Here is a 16,307-nt window from a genome sequence, read left to right as displayed (position 1 = left end):
AGTAGTCTGGAAGCGATGTCTGAACTGAATACCGAAGAGTCCAGCACCCTCGAGCCCGCCGACAACTCGTCGTCGAGCGAGGTCGACGGTGCCACGACCGGTGGCACCGCGGGCGAGACGGTCGGCGATCTGACGGTCCCGGAACTGCGGGACTGGCTCCGCGACTGGGTGTCGCAGACCACCGGTATCCCGGTCGATCAGATCTCCGACGATCGGCCCATGGAGGAGTTCGGGCTCTCGTCACGCGATGCGGTGGCGCTGGTGGCCGACGTCGAGGACAAGACGGGTGTCATCCTCACTGCCACGGCCGCGTACAACCATCCGACCATCGCGATGCTCGCCATGCGCATCATCGAGGGCGACCCCGACGAGGGGCTCGACGTCGACGCCGACAACTTCTGGCAGCGCGACCGCAGCGCCGACGACGACGTCGCCATCGTGGGTCTGTCCACGCGATTCCCGAAGGCCGGGCACACACCCGAGTCGACGTGGTCGGCGCTCATCGACGGCCGCGACGGCATCACCGATCTGCCCGACGATCGCTGGGTGGAGTTCAAGTCGGATCCGCAGATGGTCGAGGTGCTCGAGAAGCGGAACCTCCGCGGTGGGTACCTCGATGACGTGAAGGCGTTCGACGCCGACTTCTTCCAGATGAGTCCGCGCGAGGTCGAGATGGTCGACCCGCAGCAGCGTCTGGCCGTGGAGTTGACGTGGGAGGCTCTCGAGCACGCCCACATCCCGGCGAGTGACCTCAAGGGCGGATCGGTCGGCGTGTTCGTCGGGACGTCCACCAACGACTATCAGCTGATGGCCGCCCTCGGGCTCGGCGAGGGCTCCGACGAAACCGCCGCGTACGCGCTCACCGGTACCGCGACGTCCATCATCGCCAACCGGGTCTCGTACTTCTTCGATTTCCACGGGCCGTCGGTCGCCATCGACACCGCGTGCTCGTCGTCGCTGGTCGCCGTGCACCAGGCGGTGCGCAGCCTGCGATCGGGCGAATCCGACGTCGCGCTGGCCGGCGGCGTCAACATGATCCTCACCCCGGCGGCGACCGTCGGCTTCGACACCATCGGCGCGGTGGCCAAGGACGGTCACATCAAGGCGTTCTCGTCGGACGCCGACGGCATGGTCCGTTCCGAGGGCGGCGGCATGTTCGTGCTCAAGCGCATCGCGGATGCTCGCCGCGACGGCGACCAGGTGCTCGCGGTCATCGCGGGATCCGCGGTCAATTCCGACGGACGCTCCAACGGCATCTTCGCGCCCAATCCCGAGGCCCAGGTCGAGGTCCTGCGTTCGGCCTACGCCGACGCTGCGCTGGATCCGCGCCAGGTCGACTACGTCGAGGCGCACGGTACCGGCACCATCCTCGGCGACCCGATCGAGGCAGATGCTCTCGGCCGGGTGGTGGGGCGTGGCCGCGTGCTCGGGGCACCGGCCCTGCTGGGGTCGGCGAAGACCAACTTCGGGCACATGGAATCCGCTGCGGGCGCAGGCGCGCTCGCCAAGGTCGTGCTGTCGTTGCAGAACGACAAGATCCCGGCCTCGCTGAACTACGCAGGTCCGAACCCGTACATCCAGTTCGGGTCCAACGGGCTCAAGGTCATCCCCGAGGTCAGCGAATGGCCACGCTATTCGGGCCATGCCATCGCCGGCGTCTCCGGTTTCGGCTTCGGCGGCACCAACGCCCACCTCGTGGTGCGCGAGCCGTTGCCGTCTGACCTCGATCCTTCCGACGGTCGCGTGGACGGTGATGGTGGTGGCGATGTTTCTTCCGCCGGTCGAGTAGGCAGCGACGAAGGAGCGGCCGTATCGAGACCAGCCAACCTCGACGACGAAGACGACGACGAATACCTCACCGAAGCAGAGCGTGCGATTCTCGCCGCGCAGGCGAAGAAGGAACCCGAGGCCGTCGAGGTCGTCGAGAAGGATCCCGCCGAGGGCTTCGCGCCGTGTGCCGTCGAGGGCTCGGTGGTTCCCCTCGTGGTGTCCGGCTTCCTGCCGTCACGCCGTCGCAAGGCGGCCGAGGATCTGGTCGCGTGGCTGGAATCAGAAGCAGGACAGTCGGCTTCGCTCGCCGACATCGGGCGCGCGTTGGCCCACCGCAACCACGGTCGGTCGCGTGCGGTGGTGATGGCGCGGTCGCACGAGGACGCCGTCACCGGACTGCGCGCGGTCGCCGAGGGCAAGAACAATCCGCTCGTCTACTCGGCTGACTCCCCGGACGCCGCATCGGCGGTCTGGCTGCTCTCCGGATTCGGCTCGCAGCATCGCAAGATGGCCAAGCAGCTCTACACCGAGAACCCGGTGTTCAAGAAGTACGTCGACCGGGTCGACGGCTTCGTCGAGAACGAGCTGGGCTATTCGATCGCTGCGATGTTCCTCGACGACGAGCAGACCTACGGCATCGAGACCAGTCAGGTCGGCATCTACACCATCCAGGTGGCGCTGGCCGACACGTTGCGCCACTTCGGTGCCGAACCCGGTGTGCTGGTTCCGCATTCGATGGGTGAGGCCTCGGCCGCCTACATCAGCGGAGGGCTGTCGCTCGAGGACGCGACCCGGGTGATCTGTCAGCGTTCGCGGTTGATGGGTGAGGGCGAGTCGATGCTCCAGGGCGACGACATCCGGCTGATGGCGCTCGTCGAGTACAGCGCCGAGGACATCAACGATGTCCTGGTCGACTACCCGGATCTGGAGATCTGCGTCTATGCGGCGCCGACCCACACCGTCATCGGTGGACCGGAGTCGCAGGTCGACGCGATTGTCGAGCGCGCGGAGAAGGAAGGCAAACTCGGCCGCAAGCTCCAGACGAAGGGTGCCAGCCACACTTCGCAGATGGACCCGCTGCTGGGCGAACTGGCCTACGAGCTCACCGGCATCGAGCCGTTGCGCCCCACTGTCGGCTTCTACAGTTCGGTGGACCGGGAGACGTTCTATCGCGCCGGTCACGAGCCGGTGCACACGATCGACTACTTCCTCAAGGGGCTCCGGCACAGTGTGTGGTTTAGTCAGGCCATCGCGAAGTCGGTGGAGAACGGACACCGCACCTTCTTGGAGCTGTCGCCGAATCCTGCGGTCTTGATCTCCGTTGCGGCGGTGACTTTCTCGGCGGGCCTGCACGATGCGGAACTGGTCGAGACGTTGCGGCGCAAGGAAGACGAGAGCTACGGCCTCGTCAACGCGTTGATGAAGCTCTACGTGCACGGGCACGGGGTGCACGTCGGGTCGCTGTTCGGGACCGGAGCCTTCGCCGACATCCCGCGGACCCGCTTCGAACGCAAGGACTTCTGGCTCAAGGCGCAGCTGTCCTCGGGCTCGTCGGGCAAGGTTCCGGGTTCGCACGTCGCGCTGCCCGACGGCCGCCACGCCTGGGAGGTCGGCGCGCCCGCGGTGACCGATCCGCGTGAGCTCGTGCGGGCCGCGGCCGCGCAGGTGCTGGCCGACGCGACCGTCGGCGCCGCGATCGGACACGGTGAGATCCCGTCGACGGGCACCCTGACCACTACGCTGAGCCCGCACCCCGGTGGTGCGTCGGTGACCGTGCATGCCAAGGAGGACAAGAACTTCCGGCTGCTGTTCGAGGCTGTCGTCGTCGGTACGTCCGGAGACGGTGCCCAGGCTGTCATGCCGCCCGCGCCGGCCGCGGCCGAGCCGACCGGCGCGGCGGTCTTCGCCGATGACAAGGTGATCACCGAAAACGAGGTGATCGACGACATCGGTAACAAGTGGACGCCGGAATCCGGTGAATCCGTGGAAGATCGGCTCGCGATCATCGTCGGCGAGTCGATGGGCTACGACCCGGAGGACCTCCCCCGAGAGATCCCGCTGATCGAACTCGGCCTCGACTCGCTGATGGCGGTACGGATCAAGAACCGTGTCGAGTTCGAATTCGACATCCCGCAGCTGCAGCTGCAGGCGATGCGGCAGGCCAATCTCGCCGACGTGGTGAAGTTCGTCGAGTTCGCGGTCACCCACCGCGACCAGCTCGACGATCTGGCCGAGAATGCCGCCGGCGGCGGCGAACTCGACACCGCGGCGTTGAACGCCTACATCGACGAGCAGAACGCGAAGGACGTCGAGGCCCCGGCCGCCGCCGGGGCCACCTCCGCGGAGGCGGGAACATCCTCCGCCGGGGCCACCTCCGCCGAGGCGGGAACATCCTCCGCCGCTGAGACCGAGTCCGCCGGTGCAGGCACGTCCGCCGCCGGGGCCGCCTCCGCCGAGGCAGGAAAGTCCTCCGCCGGTCGAGTAGGCACGAGCGAGCGCAGCGAGCCCGAGCCGTATCGAGACCAACCGAGCACCACCGACGCCGCCGACACCACCGACACCGCAGCCCCCGCTTCCACCACGGACCTCACCGACCAGCGGGCGGTCGCGGAGGCCGCCGGGTCCGACGTCCCGCCGCGCGATGCGGCAGAACGCCTGACCTTCGGCGTGTACGCGGTGGTCACCAAGACCTCCGCGGGTGGCATCTTCAACAAGTTGCCGGTGCTCGAAGAGGATGTGGCGCAACAGCTCACCGACCGCCTGAACGAGCGGACCGGCGGCGACATCGACGTCGAGGACATCCTGGACTCGGAGACGATCGAGGAGATGTCGAACTACGTTCGCGAGTTCCTCGACGCGTCGGCCGACACCGACGGCTTCCTGCGGTATCTGCGTCTGGTGCCACAGGGGAAGAAGACCTACGACGTGACCGCCGGGGATCCCGTTCCGATCCTGCTGTTCCATCCGGCGGGCGGCAACACGTCTGCCTACGAGGCGTTACTCAAGCGTCTGCCCGACGACCAGCCGGTCATCGGTTTCGACCGAGGCGTCGAGGGATCGATCGAAGAGCGTGTGCGCGAATACATCCCACGGTTGCGCGAGCTGCAGCCGCACGGCCCGTACGTGCTGGTCGGTTGGTCCTTCGGCGGCGCGTTGGCCTACGGCGTCGCCCAGGTGTTGCGCGAAGCGGGTGAAGAGGTCGCCTTCGTCGGCCTGATCGACGTGGTCCGTCCGCGACACGATGTGGTCGAGACCCCGGACACCAAGCGGGAGCGGCTCGAACGCTGGAAGGACTTCGCGATCCGCAACTACGATCTCGACGCCGACATCCCGATCCCGATGGACCGGCTCGTCGAGGCCGACGACGAGGGGCAGTTCGCGATCATCATGGAGATGATGTCGATGTCGGGCACCAAGATCCCCGGCGGCATCATCGAGCACCAGCGCACCTCGTTCATCGAGAACCGCGCGCTGACCAACATCGAACCGACCCGCTACGACGGCAAGATGGTGCTCTACCGTGCCGACAAGATGCACGCGGGCGCCGTCGAGCTCGAGCCGCAGTGGGCCGAGATCGACGAGGACGGCCGATGGGGTGAGGTGGTCGACGACCTGGAGATCATCCACATCGGTGGCGATCACCTGTCGATCGTCGACGAGCCGTACATCGCCAAGATCGGGGCCGACCTGACCAAGCGCCTCGGTGGGCTTGGTAAGAAGTAGTGGTCCGTGTGATCCGCGGCAGAAAGTGAACAACCGTGACTGACACCACCGCCGGCAAACTCGCCGACCTGCGCGAAAAGCTCGCCGCAGCCCAGGAACCCGGAGGCGACAAGGCCGTCGCCAAACGCGCGGCGAAGGGCATCTGCAGTCCGCGCGAGCGGCTGGCGATGCTGTTCGATCCGGGCACCTTCACCGAGCTCGGGGCACTGGCCAAGATGCCGGGCGCCGCACATTCGGGTTACGGCGACGGCGTGGTGACCGGCCACGGCCTGGTGCACGGTCGACCGGTGGCGGCCTTCTCCCACGATCAGACCGTGTTCGGCGGCACCGTCGGAGAGATGTTCGGCCGCAAGGTCTCCGCGTTGATGGAGTGGGCAGGCAAGATCGGCTGCCCGATGGTCGGCATCAACGACTCGGCGGGCGCGCGAATCCAGGACGCGGTGACGTCGCTGGCCTGGTACGCGGAGATGGGCCGCCGTAACGACCTGTTGTCGGGTCTGGCGCCGCAGGTGTCGATCATCCTCGGCAAGTGCGCCGGTGGCGCGGTCTACACGCCGGCGAACACCGACATCCTCGTCGGTGTCGAGGACAAGAGCTACATGTTCGTCACCGGCCCGGACGTGATCAAGCAGACGACCGGCGAGGAGATCTCGGCGGAGGACCTCGGCAGCGCCCACAATCAGGCACGCTGGGGCAACATCCACCACGTGGCGCCGTCGGAGAAGGCGGCGTTCGAGTGGGTGCGCGAGTACCTGCAGTACATGCCGTCGAGCTGCTACGAACAACCGCCGGTCATCAATCCCGGCCTGGAGCCGGAGATCACCGAGTCGGACCTGTCGTTGAACAGCTTCATGCCCGACAACGACAACGCCGGCTACGACATGCACGACATCATCATCAAGCTGTTCGACGACGGCGCCTTCCACGAGGTGGGAGAGCTGTTCGCGCCCAACATCATCACCGGTTATGCACGGGTCGACGGGCACAGCGTCGGCGTGGTCGCCAACCAGCCGAGTGTGATGGCGGGAACGCTGGACACCGACTCGTCGGAGAAGGCGACCCGATTCGTGCGGATCTGCAACGCCTTCGGTATCCCGCTGGTGTTCCTGGTGGACACACCGGGCATCCTGCCGGGCTTGGTGGAGGAGCAGAAGGGCACCATCCGGCGTTCCGGCAAGTTCCTGTTCGCCTATGTCGAGGCCGACGTCCCCAAGATCACCGTGGTGCTGCGCAAGGCATACGGCGGTGCCTACGCGGTGATGGGTTCCAAGCAGCTCGGTGCCGACCTCAACTTCGCGTGGCCGTCGGCGAAAATCGCCGTGATGGGCGCGGAGTCGGCTGCCGCGGTGCTGACCCGCCGACAGACCGAAGGCATGTCCGCCGCCGACGCAGACAAGGTCCGCCGCGACTTCATCGACTTCTACAACACGATGATGGCGACGCCGTACCTCGCGGCCGAGCGCGGCTACATCGATGCCGTGATCGAGCCGGCCGAAACCCGACTGCAGCTGCGAAAAGCATTGGCGCAGTTGCGTGACAAGCAGATGCTGCGGACTCCGCGCAAGCACTTCCTGATGCCGATCTGATCCACTCGGCGGCGTCAGGCCACCGATGTCCCCACCAGCCTGCCGATCGCGAACGTCACCACCATCGCGATCGCACCGCCGACGACGACGCGGCACATCGGGCGCCACGGCGACGAACCGCCGAGTCTGGCGCCCGTCGCGCCGGTGATGGCCAGCGCGATCACCACGGTGACGAAGGTGACCGGGATGCGCCAGCTCGCAGGCGTGGCGAGGATCGCCACCAGCGGTAGCAGTGCCCCGAGCGTGAACGACACGGCCGAGGAGAACGCGGCCTGCCACGGATTGGTCAGGTCGTGTGGATCGATGCCCAGCTCGGCCTCGGCATGCGCCTCGAAGGCGTCGTGCTCGGACAGCTCGGCGGCCACCCGGCAGGCCGTCTCGTGACTCAGTCCCTTGTTCTCGTAGATGCCGACGAGCTCGTCGAATTCGGCCTGCGGCGATTCGAGGAGTTCGCGACGCTCCTTGCTCAACAGGCTCTCCTCGGTGTCTCGCTGAGTGCTCACCGAGACGTACTCGCCCAGCGCCATCGACACCGCGCCGGCGGCCAAGCCGGCGATACCCGCGGTGAAGATCGGTCCCCGGTCGACGGTGGCAGCCGCGACACCGACGACGATGCCTGCGGTCGAGACGATCCCGTCGTTGGCGCCGAGGACGCCCGCCCGCAACCAGTTCAACCGATTCGCCAGACCGTTGCCGGCATGCGGCTCACCGGAGTGGCCGTGCCGGTGTGGCTTCTTCCCGTCTTGCGTGGCGTCGGCGGACATACCCCAACTCAACCGCGCGGGAATCGCACTCGCAAGCAAGGTGATGATGCCCTCAGCTGTGCGCGGACCAGCGTCGTGGCCGGACCGAAGCCGGTGCCGAGTGCGCGGTGAGGCCAATTCAGCGCGCTTTCAGTCGGTGCGGGCTAGCGTTTTCTCCTATGGACACCATCAACGGGATTCCTGCCCATCCCTTGCTCGTGCATTTCGTCGTGGTGGCCGTCCCGATCGCTGCGATCCTCGCCGTTGTCGTCGTGCTGTGGCCGCGTGCACGGACCTATCTGGGTGTGGCGCCGGCGCTGATCGCGTTGGTCACCCTGATCGCGTTGCCGATCACGACGTCTGCCGGTGAGTCGCTCGCGGCGAAGTTCCCCGCCTCGGAGGAGATCGCGACGCACGCCGACCGCGGGGAGAGCGTCATCTACGCGGTGGGCCCGCTGTTCGGGCTGCTCGTCGTCTGGTGGTTGCTGTTCAGTCCGCTCGTGCTGGATCGGGTCTCCCTGTCGGCGGGCGTGCTGATGGGTGCGCGTGTGGTCGTCGGTGTGGCGACGGTGGCGGCGGCCGCGGCATCGCTGGTGCTGGTGATCCTCACCGGAGACTCGGGGGCACAAGCGGTGTGGGGTTGATCAACCGCTTCAGAAGACCTTGAGCCCCAGGCGACGTCGCAGTCGCATGTCGTAGACGTAGGTGTGCAGCAGTCCGCGCATCAACCGGCCGACCGCCGGATCGACGAGCCGGGCCATCTGGAGTGTGTGCAGGTACATCCGTTCGTCGCGTTCGGTCCACTCCCACTGCATCATCGTGCGGAACTCCGGCGGCAACCCCGCCTTGATCAGGAAGTTCATCGGACGTCCGAATGCCTTGTGCAGCAGAGTTCCGGCCGGCCCCAGACGGGAGGACAGGAACGACAGGTCCGAAAGGCTCTGCAGCAGTTCGCGGACCGGCGGCTCGATGCGCATCGACCCGACCTGCGCGTACCAATAGTCGCGCACCTCATGATAGGTACGCGGCCACTGCTCGGTGGAGACGTTCAATGTCATACCGAGCCAACGGGAATCGACGACGACGCGGTCGCGTTCCGTGTCCGACAACCTGCCGTAGATCAGCTCATGTTGGTCGATGAAGTACTTCAGCAGGCACACCGCCACCCACAACTGCAAGCGGGAGTTGTTGGCGCTGTAGCGGACCGGACTGGTGTCCGTCGAGTACACGAGGTCGTGTACGCGCGCGAGTTCGTCGTGGACGAACTCGCGGTCGGACGCATCGCCGAGCAGGGCGACCGCGAGAAAGGTGCCGGTGGTGCGCCCTCGCTTGATCGGCCTTTTCACCGCGTTGCCGGAGTCGACGCGACTCTCCACCACGCCGTAGCCGACCTTGGGGTGGGCCAGCTGCATGATCACATTCGATCCGGCGATGGTGGGGCCGATCCCGGTGACCAGATCGCCCGCACGTTCGACGGGCCGACGATGTCGCGCGGAATGCGGCTCGGAGACGAGTTCGTGCTGGTACGCACCCGTCGGATGCGTATCGGAGGACGCCGCCTCGTTGCGGTCGGTGACGGTCATCGGATCACTTCCTCTGCGCCTGCCCCTGACGTCAGGGTAACGCGCGCAGCGGTCATCGAGAACCGTCATCGGTGCCGCATGTTCGTTCCCGGTGTCGTGTTCGCTCCCTCGATCGCAGGAGCGAACACGACAGGGCCGGGCCGACGGCGACCGCCGGGCCCGGCGAACGGCGTCAGTAGCCGCTCGACCGCATCGGTGCCGGGTTGTAGAGCCCGGACCGGCGAGCGGTACCGATCTCGAGAGTCGCCGGGGGCGCCGGGTCGATCTCGGTGAAGCGCTGCAGACCGCCCCAGTCACGTCCCCAGTTGTTGCGTAGGTAGGTCGGCAACATGGTGGGCCGCAGCATCGCCTCGGTGATGCCCAGCGGGCCGCCGGCCTTGCCGGACATCCAGGTCTGACTGTTCTTCCGGGTCGCCTCCTCGTCCGGCATGATGCGCCAGCGGGGAACCTCGAGAACACCGTTGCTGACCTTCATCGGCTGCTGGCAGGGGAACACCATGCCGGGCAACCAGTCGATGAAGACCGGGTCCGTCTGTCCAACCACGTCGTTGAGGGTCTGCAGTGTGGTCACCCGCGGTGGTGTGACGGCCACCCACTCGGACGGTGCGCCCGAGGTGTCCTCGACCTCCACCCGCACGACGTCGGCGCGGGGTGGTGCATCGGCCAGCGGGTAGCGCAGGTTGCGCCAGATCGGTGCGTTGCCGATGTCCAGCGGCGACATCATGCCCACCGGGGTGACGCTGCCGTCGGTCTCGGTCCGGCCGAACCGGACCCGCACCGACTGGCCGGAGTGCTGGACGCCGATGCCGTCGACGGCCTGCACCGACCCGGCGACGGCCATCGTCAGCAGTGGCGCGTCCTCGCTGCGCGGGGGCAGCGTGTACCAGTCGGTGGTCAGCGATCCGGTGCCCATCGGCGACCCGTAGGAGCCCAGGACGGGGGTGTCGGTGGGGCTCAGCCCGAACGGCAGGCTCACGGTGGAACCGTTGACGCCCCGTGCGCCCTGACCGCCCTCGGTGCCACCCTGCGCGGATTCGCTGGGCTGTGTGGACTCGTCGGAGCCCGCCCCACTCTGCGCGGTGTTCTGCGCCGAGGTGGTGGTGCTGTCCTGTTCCTCGGTGGCGTCGGCGGACAGGCGGTTGGGTACCCCGTTGGGTGTGAAGCCCACCGCCGCCGACCCCGACAACGCAGCGGCCACGCCCGGTGCCGGTGTGCCGTTCACGGCAGCAGGTTTCAACAATCCGGTGTTCGGGTCGGCCTCCACGAGCACATCGTCGGCGAGTGCGCACTCGTTGCCGGTCAGCGCCCTTGCGTTGGACTTCAGCCACGACCAACTGTCGCGCTGCACGTAGGCGGCTTTCGCGAACGACGCCACCATGAACAGCACCACCAGAACCGAGATGACCGGCAGCGGCGAGAACTTCAGCTTGTTGAGCCAACTGTCGCCGTGGCCGGTGCGGGTCTTCTCGTCGACGTAGTCGTCGCGGAAGTGATACCAGAGGCCGACCAGCGCGGTGATCACCGCAGCGGCCAGGATGACCCATCCGATCCTGACGCCTGCGAGTGACGGCGGGCGATCCCACCACGGGATGCCGTAACTGCCGACGAACCACCAGCCGTTGGTGCCGGTGAACGCGATGGCGGTGACGGCGAGAACCGCTGCGGCGAAGAACGTCCGGTTGCGTCTCGACCGCAGGATGGCAGGCGCCATCATCGCCCCGGCGGCGGCAGCCAGACCACCGGCGATACCCGCGTACACGCCGAAGTGATGGGTCCACTTGGTGGGCGTGAAGGCGATGAGGAACATCGTGCCGAGGGTGACCGCGATGAGACGCCAGATCGGGGCGCGCGCAACGCCGTTGGGATGTTCGCGGCGCAGCAGTCGGAGCAGGACGACGACGATGCACAGGATCATCATCAGGATGCCGTAGCGGCGGGCCAGCGTGCCGTCGGCGGTCGGGAGGATCAGGTAGTAGTACCGGACCGGTTCCTGCCACCACTCCAGCGTGGGGCCGACGTCGGTGGCGACCTGATTGCCGACCAGCAGTGGCATCAACGGTTGGTCGGCGAAGATCTGGAACAGGACGGCGGTGCCGGCGGCCAGGATCGGCGCGAGCATCGGCAGCAGGCCATCGCGTGTGCGACGCGTGACGAGTGCCTTGATGATCGGCCGGACGCCGGCCAGCAGGGCCGCCACGGCCATCAGACCACCCGGTGCGAGCGCGAGGGTGAAGGCCGCGGTCACCACCGCGATCGCGTAGGGCAGCAGACGTCTCGTGGCGATGGCGCGCTCGACGCAACACCAGGTGAGCAGCGCACCCACCGCCTCGGCGGGTTCGGGACGCAGACCGTTGTTGTACGGCAACCAGATCGCCAGGAAGACGAACGCCGCCGACCACACGGCAGGCGTGCTGTGACGCACCGCCCGGCCCAGCCGGGGGATGACCTCGCGGCTGATCAGCCACCAGCCGAGAAGGCCGAGCAGGAAGGCGGGAAGGCGCATCCACGGTGCCGACAGGCTGACGTGGGTCATCGCGGAGATGATCTGGTAGTGCCAGCCGAACGGGTCCTGCGGGACACCGAAGTATCGGAAGTAGTTGTCCACATAGCCTGCGCCACTGGCGATGCGGCCGACGGTGAAGTTGTATCCGTCGTCGGACGTGTTGGCGCCGCCGATCCACCAGAACGCCAGGATGGCGAACACGGCCACGTCGACCGGCCGGACCGTCCACCAACTCGACGGCAGGAAACGCTTGTGCCCGCGCCCATCCCGACGGTCGAGGAGCCCGAGCGCGATGAGCGACAGAACCGTCATCAGGATGCCGAAGACGATGACCGCCCACTTGATCGGGGTCGGCGAGCTGACGTACCGCGTGTCGATGGTCGCGTGGAACGAAAGACCTTCGCGCGGCGCGCTTTGCGGGAGGTCGGTGTAGACACCGACGACCTGCGGGCGCATCTCGTGATCGGCCACGCGGAAGGTGGTCAGACCGGAGTCGTCGGTTGTGGGCAGGCCGTCGAAACGTGCCTCCACACCGGTGCCGTCCGCGCGGAACAGGATGCGGCAGTCGGGATCGGACTGCGCGGCTCGGCGATCGGTGTTGAGGATGACCACGTCACGATCGGTGACCGTCAACTGGTCTGCCGTGGCCCGGATCATCAAGGCGCGTGCCGCGGCGTCCTGGCCGCCGGTCGGGATGGTCGAGAGCAGTAACCCGCCGTCAGGTGGCAGTTCGCCGGCCAGCGAACACGGCACGGTGACGTTCATGTCGATGGGCACGTACGAGACCAGGGGCGCGGCGACGTTGCCGACCTGTTGCCCCTGAGGCCAATTCAACTCCGCGGTCGTCTGCTCGACGGGCAGCAGCGGGGTGAGGATCGCCATCAGGGCGCCGAGCAGACCGGCGACGACGGCGACGATCTTCACCGTCCGGTGCGTGTGGGTGCGGCCGGTGTCCCGCGGCGCGGGATCTTCTCCGGCGGTGGACGTCGGTGTCTCAGTCGTCATCTGATTGCGGCTCCACCCTGATCGAACCGGTACGTGACCAGCCCCATTGTGTCGTCTGCGTAGTGTTCACCCGGACCGTCGGTGCGCCGTCGACGAACGGTGTGAGTCGTTCCAGCGCACCCCATTCCCGCGTCCAGTCGTCCTTCAGATACGTGGGCACCGCCTGTGCCGAGGTCGTCGACTCGGAGATCGACAGCAGTCCACCGTCGGCACCGGCCTGCCATGTCTTGGACTGTGAGTTGGCCAGCGGATAGTCGGGCAGGATGCGCCACTGGGGGACCTGCGCCACACCGTTGGTGATGCGTAGCGGTTGCTGGCACGGGAAGTGCGCGGCAACGGTGAAATCGATCAGTGTCGGCGACTGCGTGCCGACGACCTCCTGCAGCGTCTGTAGGGCCGGTGCGCGCGGCGGGGTGATGCCGATGAACTGGGCCTGCCCGAGGTTGTTGTCGAGCAAGGACAGTCGCATCACGGTCGCCCGCGGCGGTGCGGCTGACATCGGTACGCGCAGGTTGCGCCACGGCCGGTTGGTGATGACCGGTCCGGGATCGATGGGCAGCACGTCGGGACCGACCTGGGTGAACGCGCCGTCGGGGCCCGGCACACCGAACTGCACGACCAACTTCTGGCCGAAGTTGCGGACACCGAACGTGTCGATCGTCGACACCGCACCCGCAGTGCTGAACACGAGCAGCGGCGACACCGCGCGGTTGCGCGGCAGGTCGTACCAACCGGTGGTCAGGCGGGCCTCGCCCGGATAGCCGTAGCTGCCGAGGACCGGTGTGGTGGCGGGATCGAGGCCGTAGGGCAGCGCCACGGTCGATCCGTTCACGGTGCGTGGGCCGGTGCCGCCGGTGGTGCCGGCACCGAGCCCGCCGGTGATGGCGAACGGTTTCGCCATGCTCGCGGACACGTTCATCTGCCCGGGCCGTTGGCTGCCGGGATCGGGATAGAGGTCACCGGGCACACCGTCGGGCGTGAACCCGACCGAACCCTGTCCGGACAGCGCCGCCGACACCGACTCGCCGTTCGCCGGCTGCAACATCCCGACGTTGGGGTCCGGTTCCACCAGCACCTGGTCGGCCATGCCGCAGGTGTTGCCCGACAGCGCGCGCACGTTCTCGGCGAAGACGGTGGTGGCCGGATAGCGGGTCACCGCGGCCTTGGCGAACACCAGTACCTCGGCGATCACCATCAGACCGGCGATCACCGCGATCGGGGAGGAAGCCACGAACAGGCGACGCCGGTCGGCCGTGCTCTGGCCGGTCAGGTCACCCTCGTGCGCGAGTCCCTTGTTCTCCACGTAGTCCAGCCGCAGGTGCTGCCACACCGCGACCGCGGCCGCGACGACGGCGAGCACGAGGAACAGGGTGGAGACGGGATGTCCGGCGATCACCGGCGCGCGGTCGAACCAGGAGATGCCGTATTCGTAGGCGAACGGCCAGGCGTTGTAGCCGGCGGTCGCGGCGGCCATCGCGAACAACAGACCGGAGACGAAGACGGTCAGGTTGCGCGCCGAGCGCGCCGCCGACTGCTGCACGGCCAACGTGGCGGTGGCCGCGATCGCGGCCGCGAGCCCGGCGAAGATGCCGAACTGGAGTGTCCACTTCGTCGGGGTGAAGGCGAGCAGCAGCAGCGTGACGCCGATCGATCCGATCAGCCGCCAGGTGGGCCCGGGGTCGACGGCCAGGATGCGCACCCGGCGCAACATGACCGCGACGGTGACGATCAGCCCGGCCAGCAGCAACAGCACCGGCACGCGTCGCGTCAGGGCCGCGTCGTCGGTGGTGACCGAGATGAAGTAGTAGCGCAGGAACTCCTGATGCCAGGAGATCGTGGGACCGACCTGGTAGCGCAGCTTCATCGCCTCGAGCACGGCTGCCAGCGTCTGATCCCGGAACACCACGATCAGCACCAACAGTCCGGCGGCACCGATCGGTGCGACCAACGCGAGCGTGCCTGACTCGCGTCGACGATCGAGCAGGACGCGCAGCAGCGGGCGTGCCGACACCAGCAGGATGGCCACCGCGATCACGCCCTGCGGGGCGAGGGCCAGCGTGAAGCCGGCCGCGATCGCCGCGGCCGCGGCCGGCAACAGACGTCGGGTGGCGATCGCACGCTCGGCGGCCCACCAGGTCACCAACGACCCGAGCACGATGATCGGTTCGCTGCGCAGACCGCTGTTGAACGGCAGCCAGAACGCGATGAACACCAGCATCGCGGCCCACAGGGCCCAGCCGCTGCGACGGACACCGGCACCGAGCCGTCCCAGCAGGACCCGGCTGAGGATGAACCACGACAGCAGACCGGCCACCAGGGCGGGGATGTGCATCCACAGGATGGACGGGGAGACCGACGACCAGTGCGCCAGGAAGCTGTAGTACCAGTCGAACGGCGCCTCGGGGATGCCGTACCAGCGGTAGTAGTTGGCGAGATAGCCCGACGCGTCGGCCGTGCGCCCCATGTTCAGGATGTAGCCGTCATCGGCGGTGCCGGCGCCGAGGAACCACCAGATCAGCAGTACGACGGTGGCCACGACGTCGGTGCTGCGGGGACGCAGCGACCGCCACAGCATGCTCAGCCGCCCGCGTCCCGCGTCGCCGCGGTACCCGATCCGGCGGTGATGACCGTGGATGCGGTCGAGCAGGTACAGGGCGACCAGCGCGACGAGCACCGCGAGTACCGCGAGGATCATCACGACGAGCTTGAGGACGGTCGGCGAACTGACATAGCGGTTGTCGATCTGTACGTGCACCCGAAGACCGGCCGACCCGGCCGCGGCGATCTGCTCGGTGGTCAGCGACGTGAAGATGCCGTCGACCTGGGGGCGCTTGTCCGGCGGCAACGTGGTGGCCGCACCCAGGTCGCCGGAGAGTCCGACGAATTGCGCGCCCGGCCCGGTCGGCGCCGACCAGATGTGCAGCTCGCGACAGTCGGCGAGACGATCGCGGGGCGCGCTCGCCGCGACGCTGTTGCGGAACGTCACGGCCACGGCATCGCGGGTGGCCGTGACATACAGGGCGGATGCCTTGCTCTTCGGCGCCGCGGTCGGCATCGTCGTCAGGATCTGGCCGCCCTTGGCGGGCAGATCGGTCAGCGCGGCGCAGGGGATGCGGGCATCCAGCGTGTGCGGCGTCTGGGCGATGAGCGGTGCATAGACCGACGCCGTCTGCGTGTCGGAAGACGTCGGCCCGGCCGGCCAGTCGAACGACGCATCGGTCGCCTTGACCGGCAGAAACGGGGTGATCGCACATAAGACGATGCCCACCAGACCTGCCACCACAGCGACTGTTCGGGCGGTGCCCGCGGACACCCTGGATGTCGGTTTCGGCGCGTCCGGCGCAGAGGTCGGGGCTGTCACAGGCACGCTGTCAGATGCTATGTGACTTCCCTG

General features: G+C 67.6%; 7 protein-coding genes. 3 read left to right on the top strand and 4 right to left on the bottom strand.

The annotated features are described in order from the left end of the window. Positions 1-15 precede the first annotated feature (15 nt). Together pks13 and AAFP35_RS17185 are read left to right on the top strand one after the other, a co-directional pair. Positions 16-5,493 (top strand): polyketide synthase Pks13, encoded by a 5,478-nt coding sequence (gene pks13, locus AAFP35_RS17190; protein ID WP_419222845.1) that lies wholly within the window; start codon positions 16-18, stop codon positions 5,491-5,493. A gap of 35 nt (positions 5,494-5,528) precedes the next feature. Further along, positions 5,529-7,079, top strand: a complete 1,551-nt coding sequence (locus AAFP35_RS17185) for an acyl-CoA carboxylase subunit beta (RefSeq protein ID WP_419222844.1) — start codon at positions 5,529-5,531, stop codon at positions 7,077-7,079. Between the two features lie 14 nt (positions 7,080-7,093). On the opposite strand, the gene AAFP35_RS17180 is transcribed toward AAFP35_RS17185, so the two are convergent. Next, positions 7,094-7,843: a VIT1/CCC1 transporter family protein gene (locus tag AAFP35_RS17180; RefSeq protein WP_419222843.1), complete on the bottom strand. Its 750-nt coding sequence runs from the start codon at positions 7,841-7,843 to the stop codon at positions 7,094-7,096. A 158-nt stretch (positions 7,844-8,001) separates the two neighbouring features. Here AAFP35_RS17180 and AAFP35_RS17175 point away from each other — a divergent pair, with 158 nt between their 5' ends. After that, the gene (locus AAFP35_RS17175) at positions 8,002-8,466 is read left to right on the top strand and encodes a DUF2231 domain-containing protein (protein ID WP_419222842.1); all 465 of its coding nucleotides are present in this window, start codon (positions 8,002-8,004) and stop codon (positions 8,464-8,466) included. A gap of 9 nt (positions 8,467-8,475) precedes the next feature. On the opposite strand, the gene AAFP35_RS17170 is transcribed toward AAFP35_RS17175, so the two are convergent. From AAFP35_RS17170 to AAFP35_RS17160, 3 genes are all read right to left on the bottom strand, one after another. After that, the gene (locus tag AAFP35_RS17170; protein WP_419222841.1) at positions 8,476-9,405 is read right to left on the bottom strand and encodes an oxygenase MpaB family protein; all 930 of its coding nucleotides are present in this window, start codon (positions 9,403-9,405) and stop codon (positions 8,476-8,478) included. Between the two features lie 172 nt (positions 9,406-9,577). Next, positions 9,578-12,913: an arabinosyltransferase domain-containing protein gene (locus tag AAFP35_RS17165; RefSeq protein WP_419222840.1), complete on the bottom strand. Its 3,336-nt coding sequence runs from the start codon at positions 12,911-12,913 to the stop codon at positions 9,578-9,580. Continuing rightward, complete coding sequence (locus AAFP35_RS17160) at positions 12,903-16,280, bottom strand: arabinosyltransferase domain-containing protein (RefSeq protein WP_419222839.1); 3,378 nt, start codon at positions 16,278-16,280, stop codon at positions 12,903-12,905. Before AAFP35_RS17160 ends, AAFP35_RS17165 begins: the two co-directional genes overlap by 11 nt. Between the last annotated feature and the right edge of the window lie 27 nt (positions 16,281-16,307).

Source organism: Gordonia sp. CPCC 206044 (assembly GCF_048537895.1).
Classification (GTDB): Bacteria; Actinomycetota; Actinomycetes; order Mycobacteriales; family Mycobacteriaceae; genus Gordonia.
This window is presented reverse-complemented; position numbering and strand designations above follow the sequence as displayed.

Coding starts and splice junctions, on each gene's coding strand:
- AAFP35_RS17170 (WP_419222841.1), bottom strand. CDS start 9,405: ATGACCGTCACCGACCGCAACGAGGCGGCGTCCTCCGATACGCATCCG.
- AAFP35_RS17180 (WP_419222843.1), bottom strand. CDS start 7,843: ATGTCCGCCGACGCCACGCAAGACGGGAAGAAGCCACACCGGCACGGC.
- AAFP35_RS17165 (WP_419222840.1), bottom strand. CDS start 12,913: ATGACGACTGAGACACCGACGTCCACCGCCGGAGAAGATCCCGCGCCG.
- pks13 (WP_419222845.1), top strand. CDS start 16: ATGTCTGAACTGAATACCGAAGAGTCCAGCACCCTCGAGCCCGCCGAC.
- AAFP35_RS17175 (WP_419222842.1), top strand. CDS start 8,002: ATGGACACCATCAACGGGATTCCTGCCCATCCCTTGCTCGTGCATTTC.